The organism is Burkholderia sp. MSMB2157WGS, assembly GCF_001532755.1.
Classification (GTDB): domain Bacteria; phylum Pseudomonadota; class Gammaproteobacteria; order Burkholderiales; family Burkholderiaceae; genus Burkholderia.
On record NZ_LPJG01000030.1, the window covers coordinates 597,466 to 614,514 of the forward strand.

Below are 17,049 nucleotides of genomic sequence, written 5' to 3' on the forward strand. Positions count from 1 at the left end.
GCTCAGCCGGCGCGATAGTAGTCTGCCTCGGCGACGATCGTGTTCACGAGCCGGCCGATCCCTTCGATTTCGGTCACGACCTCGTCGCCCGGCTGCGTGTCCGCCAGCCCCTCGGGCGTGCCGGTCAGGATCAGGTCGCCCGGCGCGAGCGTCATGAAGCTGCTGATGTGCTCGATCAGCGCCGGCACGTCGAAGACCATGTCGCGGGTGCTGCCGCGCTGCGTCTGCCGGCCGTTCACCGTCGTGCGCAGCGTCAGGTCGCCCGCGTCGCCGATCTCGTCGCGGCTGACGAACCACGGCCCGAGCGGCGTGCAGGTGTCGCGGTTCTTCACGCGCAGGTTCGGACGGTAGTAGTTCTCGAGATAGTCGCGGATCGCGTAGTCGTTCGCGACCGTATAGCCGGCCACGTAGTCGATGGCCTGCGCGCGGCTCACGCGGCGCGCGGGCCGGCCGATCACGACGGCCAGCTCGCACTCGTAGTGCATGTGCGTGGCGTCCGCCGGGCGCACCGTGCGCGACCGGTGGCCGACGAACGTGTTCGGCCCCTTCAGGAAGATCAGCGGTTCGCTCGGCGCATTGAAGGCGAGTTCCTTCGCATGGTCGGCGTAGTTCAGGCCGAGCGCGAACGTCGTGCGCGGCGCGACGGGCGGCAGCCATGCCACCGCGTCCTCCGCCAGCACGCGCCCCGTATCGAGGCGGATCGCGCCGTCGCCGGCCGGTTCGGCTGCATGCAGTGCGCCGTTGTAGATCACGCGCGCCGTCTTCATCGTGCTTCCTCCGCAATCAGCGTATGCCGCAACGCGCCGATGCCGGCCGCGGCGATCTCGATCGTGCTGCCCGCGCGGGCGCGCGGTGCGCCGCCCGCGACGCCGAGCAGCAGCACGTCGCCCGCGTCGAACGACATGAAGGCCGTCACGTCGGCGATCAGCTCGCGCACCGGGCGAATCAGCGTCGCGGTCGATGCGGACGCGGCCACCTCGCCGTCGATCCGCACCGTCAGGCCGATCTCGTCGACGTCGGCAAGCGCGGCGGCCGGCACGATCGCCGGGCCGAGCGGGCAAAAGCCGTCACGGCACTTGAAACGCACGGCCGGACGGTAGTAATCGGGATGCGGCACCGACACGTCGCTCGCGAGCGTGAAACCGTGCACGTAGTCGAGCGCCTGCGCGGCCGCCACGCGCGTCGCGCGCCGGGCGAACACGACGGCCACCGACGCACCGATCTCGAGCGCGTCGACGCCGGCCGGCACGACGACGGCGGCACCGTCGGCCACATGCGTGTTGGCGGATTTGATGTACAGGATCGGCGCCTGCGGCGGGCGGCCGTAAGGCGGGGCGTTCACCGCATCGCCGAGCGCGGCGAGCGCCGCGCGCTCGTTGAGCAGCGCGCCGTAGACGGTACCGATGGCGACCGGCAACGGCGGCGCCGCGGCGGTCGTGCAAGACAGCTCCATGCGTCATTCCCCTGCCGCGCGTCGCGGCGCATCGTCAATACTTAATATCTTAAGTAAACAATCGGGTGCTGGCAACCTCGATTACCCTGATACGCGAAATTCATCAGCTTCGGCTGTTAAGATTGATGCGTCCCCGTCCTCTGCTCACGCTGATGAACCGTACGCTCGACCATCGCAACCTGGCCATGCTGCTGCTCGAGGCCCGCGAAACGCTGATGGGCCTGTTTCGCCCCATTCTCAAGGAATTCTCGCTGACCGAACAGCAATGGCGGATCATTCGCGTGCTCGACGGCGAACCGGCGCAGGCGCTCGAAGCCGGGCAGATCGCGAAACGCTGCTGCATCCTGAGCCCGAGCCTGACCGGCGTGCTGGAACGGATGGAGCGCGACGGTCTGATCACGCGCATGCGCGCGCAGGAGGACCAGCGCCGGCTGCTGGTCAGCCTGACGCCGCAAAGCAGGAAACTGGTGACGGAAATCGGTCCGCGCATCGACGAGCAATATCGCCAGCTCGAATCGCGATTCGGCGAGGACGGCCTCGACGATATCTACCGCGCGCTCGACCGGCTCATCGAGCTCGGCAGCCACGCGTAAAGACGGCGCCCGCGCCCGCCACGTGCGGCAACGGGCGCCGATGCGACGCGGGCGGTCAGTGGATCGCGCCGCGCATCAGCTCGGTCACGGCCACCCCGCGCGACGTGCGCATGCATTCCTCGACGTAGTCGATGAACGGCAACGGCTCGAAATCGATCTCGTCGCGCACGCGACGATTGTCGAACACGCGATCGACCGTCGCGAATTCCCCGCAACGCTGCAACGCCCGGCCGATAACGCGCTCGAGTGCCGGATCGCGGCGCCCGAGCACGTCGCGCACGACGAGCGGCAGGTCGGCCGGCGCGCATGCCGCGTAGCGCGGCGCCCCGGTCATCCCCGCCGCCTCGTCCATCGCACGCACGATCTGCGCGACCTGCGGCGCCTCGTCGCCGGCCGACACGTGATAGACGTCGTGCGCGAGCGTCGGCTTGACGGCCAGCAGCATCGTCGCGCGCGCCACGTCGTCCACCGACACGATGTCGATGCGCGTCATCGGCCGCGCGGTGAAGCGGCGCGCCGCATGCGCGAGCCGGAACATCCAGAACGAATTCGGCGCGGGCCGCGTACCGAGCACCGTGTGGCCGACCACGTGCGACGGCCGCACGACGACGAGCGGCAGCCCGAGCGCACGCAGGCGCTGTTCCGTCTCCGCCTTCGCGTGCAGGTAGCCGGCCGCGAGCACCGCGCCCGGCAGGCCTTCGTCGCCCGGCGCGGCATCGTTCGCCGCGTCGCGTTCCGCCTCTTCCCGCACGATCCCGCCACGGCCGGCGTGCGCGTAGGCCGTGCCGACGTAGACGAAACGCTGCAGGTGCGGCGAGCGCGCAAAGCGTTCGGCGAAGCACACCGCATCGGCGATGTCGGCCCGCAGGTGCGCGCCGTCGGCCGGCGACGCATGGCCCGCGCAGTGAATCACGTGCGTCGCGCCAGCCAGGCGCGGCGCATCGGCGCCGTGCCACACGTCGGCGAGCGCGCCGACGATCACGTTCGCATCGGTCAGGCGCGACGCCCAGTACGGCGCGAGCCCCGCGCGCAGCGCGGCTTCACGCAGCCGCGCGACCGCGTGGCCGCGATCCTGCGCGCGCACGACGCAGACGATGCGTTCGAGCAGCCCTGCATTGACGAGCGCCGTCAGCACGGTACTGCCGATGAAGCCGGTCGCGCCGGTCAGCACCAGCCGTCCGACGTTCGCCGCCGCGACCGGTGCGCTGGCCGGCGACACGAGGCTCGTCCGCCAGTTCAGCGACAACGCGGTTTTCCAGATCAGCACGATAGTCTCCTTCGAAGAATCGGCCAGGCGGCGCGGCGCCCGCGATTGCGGGCGCAGCACGGCTCACTGGCCGCGCCGGGGCTGACGCGCGCCCCGGCGGCTCCCGATCGGGCTTGCGGCCAGCGATCGCGTCGATCGCGCTCTGGCACGAGGCGGCGGCAGCCGGCGCGGACGGGCGTCCGTCGCACAGGATCGGGAAGCGCCCAGTGTGGGGCCGGACCGCACGCAAGTCTGTTCCGAAAGTTTCGTGAAAGTGTGCCGATTTGTACGCGATTGTCGGAGTGTGTCGTGCCGGCACCGCGTCGAAACGACGACCGGTTCGGTCCGGCCGCATTCGACCGGTGCCGGATCGTATCGCTCGCCACCGGTTTCGACGGCGGCCGGCGCGCGACGGATCGACGCGGCCGGCGCCCCTGTCATCCCATGTCCGGACCGCCGCGCGTCCCCGCCCGGACACCGTCGTCGCCGGTATCGCCCGCCTGCGCTGACGCCTCGGGAACGACCATGAATCGTCAGACGTCGTTTCATCCGAAATCGAAATAGACTCGATGCGGATTTATTGCGGATTATCACTTGCGTTTCACACCAGTCTATCTAGACTGTTCAAGTCCAAACCGTCGAATGCGTCATTTTTTTCAGGAGACGATGCAATGCGCCTCACCATTCGGATTAATGGCAGCGAATCGGCAACCCGGCAATCGTTCGCGGTATTGTGGGTCGATACCGACGAAGGGCTGTGGTCGCGCGAGGCACATCAGGGCATCGACCTTCCGACTTGGGGCAAGGTCCGCGACGTGGAAGGCGCGATGGCGCTCTGCGCAGCCGACGGCAGCCACGCCGTCTGTCAGCTGAAGGGGCTGTCGTTCGATGCGACGCGGCGCGAACAGGGCCCCGCGGTGCTCGCCGGCGAGCATCCCGACGGCGCGTGGCGTCTGCAGGCCGTCGATACCTGCACGACCCCGCCGGAATACCGGGAATTTATTTCCGTTGCCCGATAGGTATTATTGACATCAATCGTCTGCGGTTTTCGGGTTTATTCCGGTAACAGTGATATTTATTTCGATATTCAGCATGAATGGCGCCTCGGCTGGAGGCGCTTTTCATTTTCGGGATTAAAGAAATAACCGACGCGCGGGCAATTGATCGCGCGCCGGAACGGTCGCCATCGAGGCTCGCCCGAGATCGTGCACCCGGATCGGCATGCGGTGGATCGTCCGTGTTCCATCACCCGCACCCGGCGCGCAATCCTGCGTCGGCGTCCCCCTCCTCCTCCTCTTCCTCTCGCTTTCTCAAGCAGCGCGCCACTCGCCTTTTTGCGGGCCGGAACACACTTTCCCCACACGATGTTTACTCATTTATTACAATCGCATTATTCAGACTGACCAGCCGCCGTCCGGCGGCCCAACCCGGCCATTGCATGAGCGTGAAAAAGAAGACCCATCCTGCCGATCCGTACGCGGCGGCGACCAAGAATCCAATGCTCGCGTCGCGCCTGCCGATGTGGCGCTCGCGGCTGATCGTGGTCGTCGTGTTTCTCGCGTTCGCGGCGCTGATTGCGCGCGCTTTCTGGGTGCAGGTCGCGAACCAGGATTTTTACGTCGGCCAGGGCCAGAAGCGCTATCAGCGCACGATCGAGCTCGACGCGATGCGCGGGCCCATCGTCGACCGCAACGGCGCGATGCTCGCGGTCAGCCTGGCGACCTATGAAATCTGGGCGAACCCGAAACAGGTCGCCGACACCGATTACCCGCAGATCGCGAAGCTGCTCGACATGCCGCTCGTCGAGGTGAAGCGGCGTCTCGGCAACGACAAGACGTTCGTGCTGCTCAAGCGGCAGGTCGACGCGGACACCGCCAGCCGGCTCGACAAGCTCGCGATCGACGGCATCACGCAGATCGCCGATTCGAAGCGCTTCTACCCGGAAGGCGAATCGGCCGCGCACGTGGTCGGGTTCACGAACGTCGAGGACTCGGGCCAGGAAGGTGTCGAGCTCGCGGCGAACGCGCGCCTGCAGGGCACATCGGGCCAGCGCGAGGTGATCCGCGACCGGCTCGGCCGCATCGTGTCGGACACGCGCCCGCTCGTCCCCGCACAGCACGGCGCGACGATCGAGCTGACGATCGACCGCCGCATCCAGCAGCTCGCGTTCAGCCAACTCAAGGCGGCCGTGATCGAGAACAACGCGGTGGCCGGCAGCGTCGTCGTGCTCGACGCGCAAAACGGCGAGATCCTCGCGCTGGCGAACTACCCGACCTTCGACCCGAACGACCGCGCGCGCCTCACCGGCCAGCAATTGCGCAACCGCGCGGTGATCGACACGTTCGAGCCCGGCTCGACGATCAAGCCGCTCGTCGTCGCGCTGTCGATCGACGAGCGCAAGGTCACGCCGAACACGATCATCAACACGTCGCCGGGCACCTACAAGATCGGGCCGGCCGTGATCCACGACACGTCGAACCACGGGTCGCTCACCGTCGCGCAGGCGCTGCAGAAGTCCAGCAACGTCGCGCTAGCGAAGCTGGCGCTGAACCTGCCCGCCGAAACGATCTGGAACAAATACCAAGAGTACGGGATCGGCCGCGCGCCGGAACTGACGTTCCCGGGCGTCGCGTCGGGCCGGCTGCGCGGCTACAAGCGCTGGCGGCCGATCGAGCAGGCGACGATGGCGTACGGCTACGGGCTGTCGATGTCGCTGCTGCAGATCGCGCAGACTTACACCGCGTATGCGGGCGACGGCACGCTGCACCCGGTGTCGCTGCTGAAGAACGGCACCGACCAGCAGACGATCGACGCGCATCGCGGCCATCGCGTGACCTCGCCGCAAACGGCCGCCGCCATCCGCTCGATGCTCGAGATGGCGGTGGGTGAAGGCGGCACGGGGCGCCGCGCGCGCGTCGACGGCTACCGGATCGGCGGCAAGACAGGTACCGCGCGCAAGCAGGTCGGCGCGACCTATGCGAAGGGCAAGTACCGCGCGCTGTTCGCCGGGATGGCGCCGATGAGCGATCCGCGCCTGATCGTCGCGGTGATGATCGACGAGCCGCGCGGCAAGGGCTACTACGGCGGCACGGTCGCCGGCCCGGTGTTCGCGTCAGTCACGAGCGGCTCGCTGCAGTTGCTCGGCGTGCCGCCCGATGCGCCGGTCGAAGCGGAGAAGCCCCAGCCGGACAAGGCGATCACGCCACCGAAGAAGGTCGCGGCATCAACGGCGGTTGCTCAACCGAAGACAGCTTCCGCTCGGAAAGCCGCCGTGCCGGTGGAAACGGCCGCGCAGTCGGACACGACCGTACCGACGAAGGTGCCCGCAAGCTGAGCCGGTCGCCGTCAGCATTGCCGGTCTGCAATCGCATCATGAGGCAGAAACCGATGCTCGCTGCGCTCTATTGATTCGAGAACGAACCGAAGGTCGCCACCGTTCGGTCGCGGCCACGCAGCACGCGCGTCGCCTCGTGCGGTAGCGCGTCGCCTCATGCGTTAAACGCGCCCGTGCGTCTTCGCTGTCGCGCACCGCCCCGACGTGACCCGACGTGATTATTGATAGCTCAACGTGAACGTCGCCGCGCCTTTGACCGTCCCCGGCGTGACGCGCCCGGTCGACACATATTGCGCGGACAGCGGAATGCTGGAGGTCGAGCTCGACGGTCCAACCAGCCATTGATTCGGATTGCCCGGGTCGGCCGAATCGGGGCCGAACCCGACCGGATTGCCATTTCTCAGGATGCGCAGCTTGACGTCCGACGCAGTCGAACCGGGAACCAGCGACAGGTTGGTCGAGGTATTCGACGGGTCGGTCAAATCGGTCAGCGTCACATACACATTCGAGCCGGATTGGCAGGACAGCCCGATATTGAAACCCGTGTCGCCGGCCGTGGCGCCCGCATGATTCAGCTTGCCTGCGGATACGGGCGGCAACGTCACATTGACATTCGGCGTGGTGACCGTACAACTATTCGGGGTGACAACCAAACTTCCCCCGGACTTGAAGAACTTGAAATCCACTGTTATCGCTCGCGCCGCCTTGCCTCTGTTTCTCACCTCGATACCCACCGCCGCATTGGGATTCCGAATTTTTGCGAAATTATAGATATTGTCGTTGAGCTTGATCATTTCGATTTTCAATCTCAACACCTTGGAAAGCGGCTCAGCATTCGTATGGGACGGCGCCCATTCCTGCAGGCTATGATGAACCGCCATTACCCGCCCCGTATCGAGGTTCGTCACACGAAAACCGAAGGTTTCGAACTCCCGATAATTTTGAAGCGTGGTCAATTTACCCACATTCGGATAGTTCGTCGTCAGCCACGACTGTCCGGGGAATATGAACCAGTAATCATAGCCCGGCGGAGAGTTCGGATTAGCTGGACAGGCGTAAGGGAACTCTGCCGTCACCGTCGCAATGACCGCTCCGTTCGGTGTGCCGGGCGCGACGCGGATCGATGCGGGGAAATTGATGTCAACATAATGGTGTATCCCCGGGCCCTCGCTCGGGGGCACCGACTGACACTTCATGACCGTTTGCCCCTGCACTGGCAACGCCACGGTCATCAACAGCCCGCTCAATACCACGGACGCCGCCCGGTAAGCCGTTTTCAAAAGATTTCTGCTGATTTGAATCATTATCTCGTTTCGTTCGTTGTCGATGTGTCGGCAGCGTTTTTCGAGCCACGACGCGTTCGGGCATGCCCATCGTTTCAATGACGTGCGTCGCCTTGCGCGCCGCAGCCGGATACATCCGCTCCAGATGCATCCGGGTGTATCCGCGCCGTTGCGCGTCGACCGCCTGTGCGCAGCATGAAAAACGGCATCCGAAATTGTGCGAGAGCAGAAAACGAGAGGACAGTGGACAATCTTCAAACTCGATTTCAAACCAATCGGACTTGTACTAATTATTCTTTTTGTACTCGGGCTTTCCGAGACACGGTGCGAGAAATGCCACAAAACGGCTGACGATTCGGCTCGATGGGTCTCTGGACCGGGGAATCGCACGACATGGACGATTCTCGCGCTGCCGGCGACCGAGCGCCGACGTCGCCGCGCTGCGATCACCGGGGCCGCGGCGTCATTTCGGACGATGGCTTGCTTACCGGCTATCACGTGCCCGCGCACGCACCGACGCACGATACGTCCCGTTGAACGACGGGGCGGCCGGCATCGAAGCCGCCGCCCCGCGCGCCGAGCGCGGCCCCACGCCGCGCAACGTCAGTGCGGCGCTGCCGCCGGCCTCGTCATCCTGCCGAGCACATGCGCCGTCATCGCGCGCGCGAGTTCCGACTCGCCCATGAACACGGTGCCGACGCCCTCGCTCGACAGCAGCGCGGCCTCGTCGCCGCTGTTCGTGCACAGCACGACCTCCAGCGTCGGATTGAGCGTGCGCGATATCTCGACGATCTGCCGCACGTCGAACACGTCGGGCAGCGTCACGACCAGCATCCCGGCGCGGGCGATATGCGCCTGCACGAGCACGATCGGCTCGATCGCGTCGCCCGACACGGCCGCGATGCCGTCCGCGCGCAGCTTCTCGACGAGCTCGCGATTCTGCTCGACGACGACATACGCGATGCCGCGCTCGTCCAGTGCATGCGCGATCCGCGTGCCGACCTTACCGTAGCCGACGATCACGACCTGCCCGGTCAGATGCGTCTGCGGCGTCGACATCGGCAGTGCGGCGAGCGGATCGTCGCGCGCCTCGAGCTTGCGCGCGAACGCCGAATGCTTGCGGATCCACGCGAGCGCCGGATCGATCAGCGCGAACAGCAGCGTGTTCATCGCGATCGAGATCAGCGCGACCGCGAGAATCAGGCTCTGCCCCTCGGCCGACAACAGCCCGAGCGCGCGGCCGAGACCTGCGAGGATGAACGAGAATTCGCCGATCTGTGCGAGGCCGGCGCCCACGGTCAGTGCCGTGTTCAGCGGATAGCGGAATGCGATCACCAACGCGACGGCCGCGAGCGTCTTGCCGATCAGCACGATGGCCGCGACCTCGATCACGTGCAGCGGCTCGTCGAGCAGCACCTTCGGGTCGAACAGCATGCCGACCGAGATGAAGAACAGCACCGAGAACGCGTCGCGCAGCGGCAGCGTCTCATCGGCCGCGCGCCGGCTGAATTCCGACTCGCGCATCATCATCCCGGCGAAGAACGCGCCGAGCGCGAACGACACGTCGAACAGCTTCGCCGCGCCGAACGCGATGCCGACCGCGGCCGCGATCATGCACAGCGTGAACAGCTCACGCGACCCGGTGCGCGCGACGAGCCAAAGAATGCGCGGGAACACGCGCTTGCCGACCACCAGCATCAGCGCGATGAACGCCGCGACTTTCAGCATCGTGACGCCGAGCGTGCCCCACACGCTGCCGCCCGCCGCATGCGCGTCGCCGGGCGGCGTGCCGCCGAGCAGCCCCGCCACCGGCGGCAGCAACACCAGCACGAGCACCATCACGAGATCCTCGACGACCAGCCAGCCCACCGCGATGCGCCCGTTGACCGTCTCGACGAGCCCGCGCCCTTCGAGCGCGCGCAACAGCACGACGGTACTCGCGACCGACAGCGCGAGCCCGAACACGAGCGCCGCACCGAGACTCCAGCCCCAAGTAAGCGCGAGCCCGCCGCCGAGCAGCGTCGCGACGGTGATCTGCACGATGGCGCCCGGCAGCGCGATCTTGCGCACCGCGAGGAGATCGCCGAGCGAAAAATGCAGACCGACGCCGAACATCAGCAGCATCACGCCGACTTCGGCGAGCTGCTGCGCGAGCGACAAGTCGCCGACGAAACCGGGCGTGCCGGGGCCGATCACGATCCCGGCGAGCAGATAGCCGACGAGCGGCGGCATTTTCAGCAGCGACGCGAGATAACCGAAGATCATCGCGAGACCGAAACCGGCCGCGAGCAACGCAATCAGGCTGACGTCATGAGGCATCCCCCCTCCCAAGCTCTTGTAACGATTTAGTAAGATTCAAGAGTGAAAGGATACGGGATGAGGCGGAAAAATGGCGCGCCGCCGCGAAAATTTCAACGCGGCGGCGCGTATTGGCGGGGTGCAACCCCTGCGCAGGCGAAACGCGTCGCAAGCCCGGCCGCAGGTTGCGCGGGCCGGGCCGCCGGCGGGCTGGCGCCCGTCAGCGCGACGCTTGCGGGAACCGCGCGCCCGGCGGCGGCTCGGGCCGCGTCGACGGCACGCTCTTGCGCACCTTCGCGACCTGCGCGGCGGTCACCGGCGCGCCCGTGTTGCCCCAGCTCGTGCGCACGAAGTTCGACACGTCCGCGACTTCCTGGTCCGACAGGCGCCAGCCGAACGGCGGCATCGTGAAGGTCGACGGCGCGGTGCGCGTCCCCTGCAGCGCGCTGCCTTCCAGCACGACGTGGATCAGCGAGGTCGGATCGTCGCCCTGCACGACCGGGTTGCCGGCGAGCGCCGGGAACACGCGCGTATAGCCGTGGCCGTCGCTGCGATGGCAGGCCATGCAGTTGTCGCGATAGACGGCCGCGCCCGGCTTGCTCGCATCGCCGGTCTGCAGCGCCTTCGCGGCGGCCGCGTCGTACACGTGCGGCTGCTCGCCCTGCACGCGCGGCGGCAAGGTTTTCAGGTAGCGCGCGATCGCGTTCAGGTCGTCGTCGGTCATGTGCTGCATGCTGTGGCCGACCACGTCCGTCATCCCGCCGAACGCGGCCGTGCGCAGCGTGCGGCCGGTCTTCAGGAACTGCACGATCTCGGCTTCGTTCCACGTGCCGAGGCCCGTGCGCGGCTCGCCGCGCAGGCTCGTCGGCACCCAGCCGTCGATCGCCGCGCCGCCGGCCAGGAAGTCGGGGCCGTCCGCGTCGGTCAGCCCGCGCTCCTGCATCGTCGGCGCGCGCGGCGTATGACACGCGCCGCAGTGGCCGAGCCCCTGCACCAGATACGCGCCGCGCGCGACCACCGGGTCGGTGTACGGCGCCGCGTCGAACGGCTTCGGCGACGGCGCGAACATCTTGCGCCAGATGCCGAGCGGCCAGCGCATCGACAGCGGCCACACGATGTCGACCGCGCGGTTCTCGTGCTCGACGGGCGCGACGCCGTGCATGAAGTACGCGTACAGCGCCTTCATGTCGTCGTCGGTCAGCCGCGAATACGACGGGAACGGCATGGCCGGATACATCGTGTCGCCGTTCTTGCGCACGCCTTCGCGCACCGCGCGGGTGAAGTCCTCGTAGGTCCAGCCGCCTAGGCCCGTCTTCGGGTCCGGCGTGATGTTCGTCGAGTAGATGCCGCCGATCGGCGTGTCGAACTTCAGCCCGCCCGCGAACGGCTTGCCGCCGCTCGCGGTGTGGCAGGCGATGCAGTCGCCGGCGCGGGCAAGATATTCGCCGCGCTTGACGAGGGCCGCGTCGGCGGACAGCGCCGCCGGTGGGGCCGCCGGGCCCGAAGCCGCGGCCGGCGCGGACGCCGGCTGTGCGAACGCTGCACCGCCCGACAGACCGAATGCCGCCCATGCCGTGCCGATCGCCAGCGCGCGCCGCAGCGGGGAAACCGAACGCGCGGCGTTGTGGTGGTTCATCGTCCTCTTCATGCGGTCACCAGCGGAGCGGGATTTTTCAGGTACTGCTCGCGGATCGCGCGTGCCGACCAGTAGGCCAGCGCCGCGACGATCCCGGTCGGGTTGTAGCCGATGCCCTGCGGCAGCGCGGACGCGCCCATCACGAACACGTTGTGCACGTCCCAGCACTGCAGATAGCGGTTCAGCACGCTCGTCTTCGGGTCGGTGCCCATGATCGCGCCGCCGACGAGGTGGGTCGTCTGGTACTGGCGCGAGTCGAAGTGCTTGCCGAACTCGCGCGTCGACACGCCGATCGCCTTCGGCCCCATCGCCTCCGCGATCTTCTTCATCTGGCCGGTCACGTACTGCGCCATCCTGATGTCGTTGTCCTTCCAGTCGAACGTCATCCGCAACAGCGGCTGCCCGTACGAATCGCGATAGGTCGGATCGAGATCGAGGTACACGTCGCGGTACGACATGTTGGTGCCGTGCGCATCCATCGAGATCGTGTGCGCGTAGTTGTCCTTCACCGCCTTCTTCCACGCCGAGCCCCACTGCGGCGTGCCGGGCGGCGTCGCGATGCCGCTGATCGGCTTCACGCCGGCCTGGTTCACCCACAGCGGCGAGCCGCCGACGAAACCGAGCGGGCCGTGGTCGAAATTGTCCGCGTTGAAGTCGTCCACCGCGACGCCGTTGCCGCCCGCGCCGATGAACGGATTCGTGTAGGTGTCCTTGTCGAAGAACGCCTTGATCGTCGACAGGTTCTGGTACGCGAAATTGCGGCCCACGACGCCTTCGCCCGACACCGGGTCGTACGGCTTGCCGATGCCCGACAGCAGCAGCAGGTGCACGTTGTGATACTGGAACGCGGCCACGATCACGAGATCGGCCGGCTGGTGCACTTCACGCCCGGCCGGATCGACGTAGGTCACGCCGGTCGCGCGCTTCTTCGTGTCGTCGAGGTCGACGCGCAGCACGTGGCACTTCGAGCGCAGCTCGAAGTTCGGCGCCTGCTTCAGCGCCGGCAGGATGTTCAGGTTCGGCGACGCCTTCGAGTACATGTAGCATGCGTAGCCGCTGCAGTAGCCGCAGAAGTTGCACGGGCCCATCTGCACGCCGTACGGGTTCGTGTACGGCCCCGACGTGTTCGCCGACGGCAGCCGGTACGGATGCAGGCCGAGCGAGTGCGCCGCATCGAAGAAGCGCTGCGCCGAATACGTATTGAGCTGCGCGGGCAGCGGGAAGTTGTCGCTGCGGTTCGCCTCGAACACGTTGCCGTCGCCGACCACCTTGCCGCCGACCTTGTACGCCTGCCCCGACGTGCCGAACACCTTCTCGGCGAAATCGAAATGCGGCTCGAGCTCGTCGTACGTGACGCCCGTATCCTGGATCGTCATCCCTTCGGGGATGAACTTCTTGCCGTAGCGCTCTTCGTAGTGGCTGCGCAGGCGCAGCTCTTCCGGCGCGATCCGGAAGTGCACGCCCGACCAGTGCAGCCCCGCGCCGCCGACGCCTTCGCCCGGCAGGAACGCGGCGAGCTGCCGGTACGGCAGCGCGGTGTCCTGCAGGCCATGGCGGATCGACACGGTCGTCTTCGACAGGTCGAGAAACAGCTTCTTGCGGATGTTGTAGGTCAGCTCGTCGATCGTGTTCGGGTACGCGCCGTCCGGATAGGTGTCGCGATATTCGCCGCGCTCGAGCGCGACGACGTTCAGGCCCGCTTCGGTCAGTTCCTTCGCGAGAATCGCGCCGGTCCAGCCGAAGCCGACGATCACCGCATCGACGTGCGGCTTCTTATCTGCGGCCATCAGCTGCGCTCCCCGTTGATCGAGACGGGGCCGTACGGATAGGGCTTGCCGCTCTGGTTGACGAAATCCATGAAGTCCGCGCGCGCGCCCGGGAAACCGATCATCTTCCACGCGGCCATGTCGCGATTGCCGCCATGCACCGGATCGCAGAAGTAGCCTTCGCGCGTGTTCTGCAGCAACTGGCCGAGGAACACGCCGGGCGGGACGTCGTCGATCTGCGCGCTGCCCTTCTCCAGCGCGCCGAGCACCGTGTCGCGCGTCGGTGCGTCGAGATCCGCGAACGCCTTGCCGTGCGTCTTCTCGCAATAGCGGTTGACGGCCGCGATGCCGAGCCGGTAGATGTCGCGCGGCACCAGCTTCAACTGGTAGCCGAGCTCGGGCACGCCCTGCTGGAACGGCCCCTGCATGTACCACGTCGCGCCGTGCGCATACGGCGTCTCCATCTGGCGATCGATGAATTCGGGCACGCCCGCTTCGAGTGCGCCGGGGCCTTCGGCGTCGGCGGGAATCAGCCGGTCGACGGCGGCCTGGACGAACGCCCATTCCTTCGCATCGAAAAAGGTCGGCTTGTACGGCGCGCGTTCGGCGCCGGCCGACGCGGTGGACGCGTTGCCGGCCGTCGTCGCGGACGACGACGACGAGCGCAGGTCGCAGCCGGCGACCGACGCGATCGGCACGAGCGCGACCGAGGTGCGCAGGAAACGGCGACGCGAATTGGGTTTGTCAGGTGGCGTGGACATGGTCGGATGTTGATCGTTGGGGATCGGGTTCGGACGCGCGCATTCCGCATGCCGCGTGCCCGGCAGGCAGCCGTGCCGCAGGCGGCCGGTCGCCGTGTTCTTTCGGGTGTTGCGCACAACCTCGATGCAGGCGTCCGGCGGCGCAGTCCGCGGCGGTGCCGTCATTGCAGCCGCACGTCGCCCGGGACTGGCGGCACTGCGCGGCTGGACCTCTTCGCGGGCCTATCGTCGGACAAATACCGGCATCGGCCGGTATCTATCCGTCATCGCTCACGACCTTTGTTCAACTTAGACGTCGCGTCATCGGACAGCAAGCGCAACGTGCACGACCCTCTTTTCCGGCCGGGCGACGAGTGCGGCGAATTATATATGGAACCGGTTCCATTACTAGAGGGTTCGATGCAATTCAGTGCATCGAAATTAGCAACAATGGGAAGTTCGCAAGACCGAATGTGCAAGGATGGTTAGATGACGGATGCGTTCGCCGGTCGCGCAAACGAGCTGGACGCGAGGCGCCGGGGACGCCGGGTACGCCGGGTACGCCGGGTACGCCGGGTACGCCGGGGACGCCGGGGACGCGGGGGATGTGACGGACGTGAGCGACGTGAGAGCCACGGGGGCGGCGTGTCGCTTCCCGGCGACGCCCGCTCGGATGGCGATGTCGAGTTGCACCGCGCTCCGGTAGCTTCCGCCTCTTATGCATAGCCACGATGCCGTGCCGGCCGAATACCTTACGCCGACCGATACGCACGCGGGTCGAATCGCGCGCGGCGCTCCCCTCACCACGGCCAGAACATCGACGCGATCGACAACGCCAGCGCCGCGCACAGCGGCGAGTAATACAGCGTGTCCATCCGCGCGAAACGCGACCCGCGAATCCGCTTGAAGAAGCCGACGTAACGGAAATCGCCGACGGCCCGCACCGCGAAGATCAATGCGAGCGCAACGACCGCGAACGCGATCGTGCCGGGATACGCATTGCGCCCCAGCCAGCCGGCACGCGCGGCGACCACGCCTGCGCCGCACAGCAGTGCCGCCGCGACGGCGAGCGTGCCGACGACGGTCGGCCGCAACAGCGGTACGCCGTCGTGCTCCGGAATGGCCGCACGCTTGCCCATCCGCCCGCCGAACGCCCAGTAGACGTGCACGAGCGCGATGGCGCAAAGCGTCGGCACGCTGAAATACGCACTGGTCATGTCGGTCAAGGTCCTCGTCTCGTTGTCTCGTTGTTTTGCCGAAAGCATTCCCGCACGCGGCACGCGGCACGCGGCACGCGGCACGCGGCACGCGGCACGCGGCACGCATGACGATACCGAAACCCGGCCACGCGCGCATTGCGACGTCCGGTCGCAACGGCCGCAGCCGGTAGCCGCGCATGCTGCGTTGCAGTGCGCATGCGTCGTCGCGCGGGCCGGCCGCTTGACTTCCCTCCGTGCACAACTACCCTGTTATTCCAGTACTGCGGTCGGTACGCCGCCCCGCAAGCGGCTGCCCGCACGACGACGATAACGAAGGCCATGGAGGCGACTCATGCTGATCGGTGTGCCGAAAGAGATCAAGAACCACGAGTACCGCGTCGGCCTCACGCCGGCCGGCGCGCGCGAACTCGTGCGGCACGGCCATCGCGTGCTCGTGCAACGCGGCGCGGGCACGGCGATCGGCCTGCTCGACGACGACTACACGGCAGCGGGCGCATCGCTCAGCGACGGCGCGGACGACATCTTCGCGCGCGCCGACATGATCATCAAGGTCAAGGAGCCTCAGCCGGCCGAATGCGCGATGCTGCGGCCCGGCCAGATCCTCTATACGTACCTGCATCTCGCGCCCGATCCCGATCAGGCCGCCGCGCTCGTGAAATCCGGCGCGGTCTGCATCGCGTACGAAACCGTGACCGGCCCGGGCGGCGGCCTGCCGTTGCTCGCACCGATGAGCGAAGTCGCCGGCCGCATGTCGATCCAGGTCGCGGCGACCCACCTCGAAAGCCCGCGCGGCGGCCGCGGGCTGCTGATGGCCGGCGTGCCCGGCGTGCCGGCCGCGCACGTCGTCGTGCTCGGCGCGGGCGTCGTGGGCACCGGCGCACTGCAGATGGCGGTGGGCCTGGGCGCGCGCGTCACCGTGCTCGACAACAACGTGAACCGGTTGCGCCAGCTCGATCTCGTGTTCGCCAACCGGATCGCGACCGTCTGCTCGAATGCGCAAACGGTCGACGAAGCCGTGCGCGAGGCCGACGTCGTGATCGGCGCCGTGCTGGTGCCGGGCGCGTCGGCGCCGCGGCTCGTCACGCGCGACATGATCGCGACGATGCGCAAGGGAGCGGTCGTCGTCGACGTCGCGATCGATCAGGGCGGATGCTTCGAGACCTCGCATGCGACCACGCACGCGGCGCCGACCTTCGTCGTCGACGGCGTGGTCCACTACTGCGTCGCGAACATGCCCGGCGCGGTCGCGCGCACGTCGACCTTCGCGCTGAACAATGCAACGCTCGGCCATGCGCTCGCGCTCGCCGACAAGGGCTGGAAGCAGGCGATGCTCGACGATCCGCATCTGCGCGCGGGCCTGAACGTGTGCGACGGGCACATCACGTACGAAGCGGTCGCACTCGCGCTCGGCCTGCCCTACGTGCCGGCGACCGGCGTGCTCGCTTGACCATGCCGGCATGAGTTGCATGCAACGCGGCCG

General features: G+C 67.3%; 13 protein-coding genes. 4 read left to right on the plus strand and 9 right to left on the minus strand.

Annotated features, from left to right (window positions below):
- Positions 1-2: 2 nt before the first annotated feature.
- Together WT53_RS21255 and WT53_RS21260 are read right to left on the minus strand one after the other, a co-directional pair.
- The gene (locus tag WT53_RS21255; RefSeq protein ID WP_034204958.1) at positions 3-767 is read right to left on the minus strand and encodes a fumarylacetoacetate hydrolase family protein; all 765 of its coding nucleotides are present in this window, start codon (positions 765-767) and stop codon (positions 3-5) included.
- On the minus strand, positions 764-1,453 hold the full coding sequence (locus WT53_RS21260) for a fumarylacetoacetate hydrolase family protein (RefSeq protein WP_034204959.1): 690 nt from the start codon (positions 1,451-1,453) through the stop codon (positions 764-766). The genes WT53_RS21255 and WT53_RS21260 overlap by 4 nt, the downstream gene beginning before the upstream one ends.
- A 152-nt stretch (positions 1,454-1,605) precedes the next feature.
- Here WT53_RS21260 and hpaR point away from each other — a divergent pair, with 152 nt between their 5' ends.
- The gene (hpaR, locus tag WT53_RS21265) at positions 1,606-2,046 is read left to right on the plus strand and encodes a homoprotocatechuate degradation operon regulator HpaR (RefSeq protein ID WP_059822541.1); all 441 of its coding nucleotides are present in this window, start codon (positions 1,606-1,608) and stop codon (positions 2,044-2,046) included.
- Positions 2,047-2,101: 55 nt separating this feature from the next.
- On the opposite strand, the gene WT53_RS21270 is transcribed toward hpaR, so the two are convergent.
- A complete protein-coding gene (locus WT53_RS21270) occupies positions 2,102-3,313 on the minus strand; it encodes an SDR family oxidoreductase (RefSeq protein WP_060261304.1) in 1,212 nt (403 codons plus the stop codon).
- A 650-nt stretch (positions 3,314-3,963) separates the two neighbouring features.
- Here WT53_RS21270 and WT53_RS21275 point away from each other — a divergent pair.
- Together WT53_RS21275 and WT53_RS21280 are read left to right on the plus strand one after the other, a co-directional pair.
- Positions 3,964-4,311 carry a DUF3564 family protein gene (locus WT53_RS21275; RefSeq protein ID WP_034204962.1) on the plus strand — a complete coding sequence of 116 codons (348 nt, stop codon included), beginning with the start codon at positions 3,964-3,966 and terminating at the stop codon, positions 4,309-4,311.
- A 419-nt stretch (positions 4,312-4,730) separates the two neighbouring features.
- The gene (locus tag WT53_RS21280) at positions 4,731-6,626 is read left to right on the plus strand and encodes a penicillin-binding protein 2 (RefSeq protein WP_034204963.1); all 1,896 of its coding nucleotides are present in this window, start codon (positions 4,731-4,733) and stop codon (positions 6,624-6,626) included.
- 218 nt (positions 6,627-6,844) lie between these two features.
- Here WT53_RS21280 and WT53_RS33605 read toward each other — a convergent pair whose 3' ends face one another.
- The 6 genes from WT53_RS33605 to WT53_RS21315 all read right to left on the minus strand — a co-directional run bounded on the left by WT53_RS33605 (position 6,845) and on the right by WT53_RS21315 (position 15,566).
- Positions 6,845-7,930, minus strand: coding sequence for a fimbrial protein (locus tag WT53_RS33605; RefSeq protein WP_156447894.1), 1,086 nt, complete (start codon positions 7,928-7,930; stop codon positions 6,845-6,847).
- Positions 7,931-8,512: 582 nt separating this feature from the next.
- Positions 8,513-10,228 (minus strand): cation:proton antiporter, encoded by a 1,716-nt coding sequence (locus WT53_RS21290; RefSeq protein WP_034204964.1) that lies wholly within the window; start codon positions 10,226-10,228, stop codon positions 8,513-8,515.
- 199 nt (positions 10,229-10,427) lie between these two features.
- The gene (locus WT53_RS21295; RefSeq protein WP_060261308.1) at positions 10,428-11,855 is read right to left on the minus strand and encodes a cytochrome c; all 1,428 of its coding nucleotides are present in this window, start codon (positions 11,853-11,855) and stop codon (positions 10,428-10,430) included.
- Entirely contained in the window at positions 11,852-13,630 is a 1,779-nt protein-coding gene (locus WT53_RS21300) for a GMC family oxidoreductase (RefSeq protein WP_034204966.1), read from the minus strand. Before WT53_RS21300 ends, WT53_RS21295 begins: the two co-directional genes overlap by 4 nt.
- The gene (locus tag WT53_RS21305; protein ID WP_034204967.1) at positions 13,630-14,370 is read right to left on the minus strand and encodes a gluconate 2-dehydrogenase subunit 3 family protein; all 741 of its coding nucleotides are present in this window, start codon (positions 14,368-14,370) and stop codon (positions 13,630-13,632) included. Before WT53_RS21305 ends, WT53_RS21300 begins: the two co-directional genes overlap by 1 nt.
- Before the next feature lie 779 nt (positions 14,371-15,149).
- Positions 15,150-15,566 (minus strand): DUF3995 domain-containing protein, encoded by a 417-nt coding sequence (locus WT53_RS21315; RefSeq protein ID WP_034206199.1) that lies wholly within the window; start codon positions 15,564-15,566, stop codon positions 15,150-15,152.
- Positions 15,567-15,900: 334 nt separating this feature from the next.
- Between WT53_RS21315 and ald the strand changes: the two genes are divergently transcribed.
- Positions 15,901-17,016, plus strand: a complete 1,116-nt coding sequence (gene ald / locus WT53_RS21320; protein ID WP_034204968.1) for an alanine dehydrogenase — start codon at positions 15,901-15,903, stop codon at positions 17,014-17,016.
- Positions 17,017-17,049: the final 33 nt, after the last annotated feature.

Bases quoted from the DNA above. Each gene is read 5' to 3' on its own strand.
- WT53_RS21255 (WP_034204958.1), bottom strand. From the start codon at position 767: ATGAAGACGGCGCGCGTGATCTACAACGGCGCACTGCATGCAGCCGAA.
- WT53_RS21260 (WP_034204959.1), bottom strand. From the start codon at position 1,453: ATGGAGCTGTCTTGCACGACCGCCGCGGCGCCGCCGTTGCCGGTCGCC.
- hpaR (WP_059822541.1), top strand. From the start codon at position 1,606: ATGAACCGTACGCTCGACCATCGCAACCTGGCCATGCTGCTGCTCGAG.
- WT53_RS21275 (WP_034204962.1), top strand. From the start codon at position 3,964: ATGCGCCTCACCATTCGGATTAATGGCAGCGAATCGGCAACCCGGCAA.
- WT53_RS21280 (WP_034204963.1), top strand. From the start codon at position 4,731: ATGAGCGTGAAAAAGAAGACCCATCCTGCCGATCCGTACGCGGCGGCG.
- WT53_RS33605 (WP_156447894.1), bottom strand. From the start codon at position 7,930: ATGATTCAAATCAGCAGAAATCTTTTGAAAACGGCTTACCGGGCGGCG.
- WT53_RS21290 (WP_034204964.1), bottom strand. From the start codon at position 10,228: ATGCCTCATGACGTCAGCCTGATTGCGTTGCTCGCGGCCGGTTTCGGT.
- WT53_RS21295 (WP_060261308.1), bottom strand. From the start codon at position 11,855: ATGAAGAGGACGATGAACCACCACAACGCCGCGCGTTCGGTTTCCCCG.
- WT53_RS21300 (WP_034204966.1), bottom strand. From the start codon at position 13,630: ATGGCCGCAGATAAGAAGCCGCACGTCGATGCGGTGATCGTCGGCTTC.
- WT53_RS21305 (WP_034204967.1), bottom strand. From the start codon at position 14,370: ATGTCCACGCCACCTGACAAACCCAATTCGCGTCGCCGTTTCCTGCGC.
- WT53_RS21315 (WP_034206199.1), bottom strand. From the start codon at position 15,566: ATGACCAGTGCGTATTTCAGCGTGCCGACGCTTTGCGCCATCGCGCTC.
- ald (WP_034204968.1), top strand. From the start codon at position 15,901: ATGCTGATCGGTGTGCCGAAAGAGATCAAGAACCACGAGTACCGCGTC.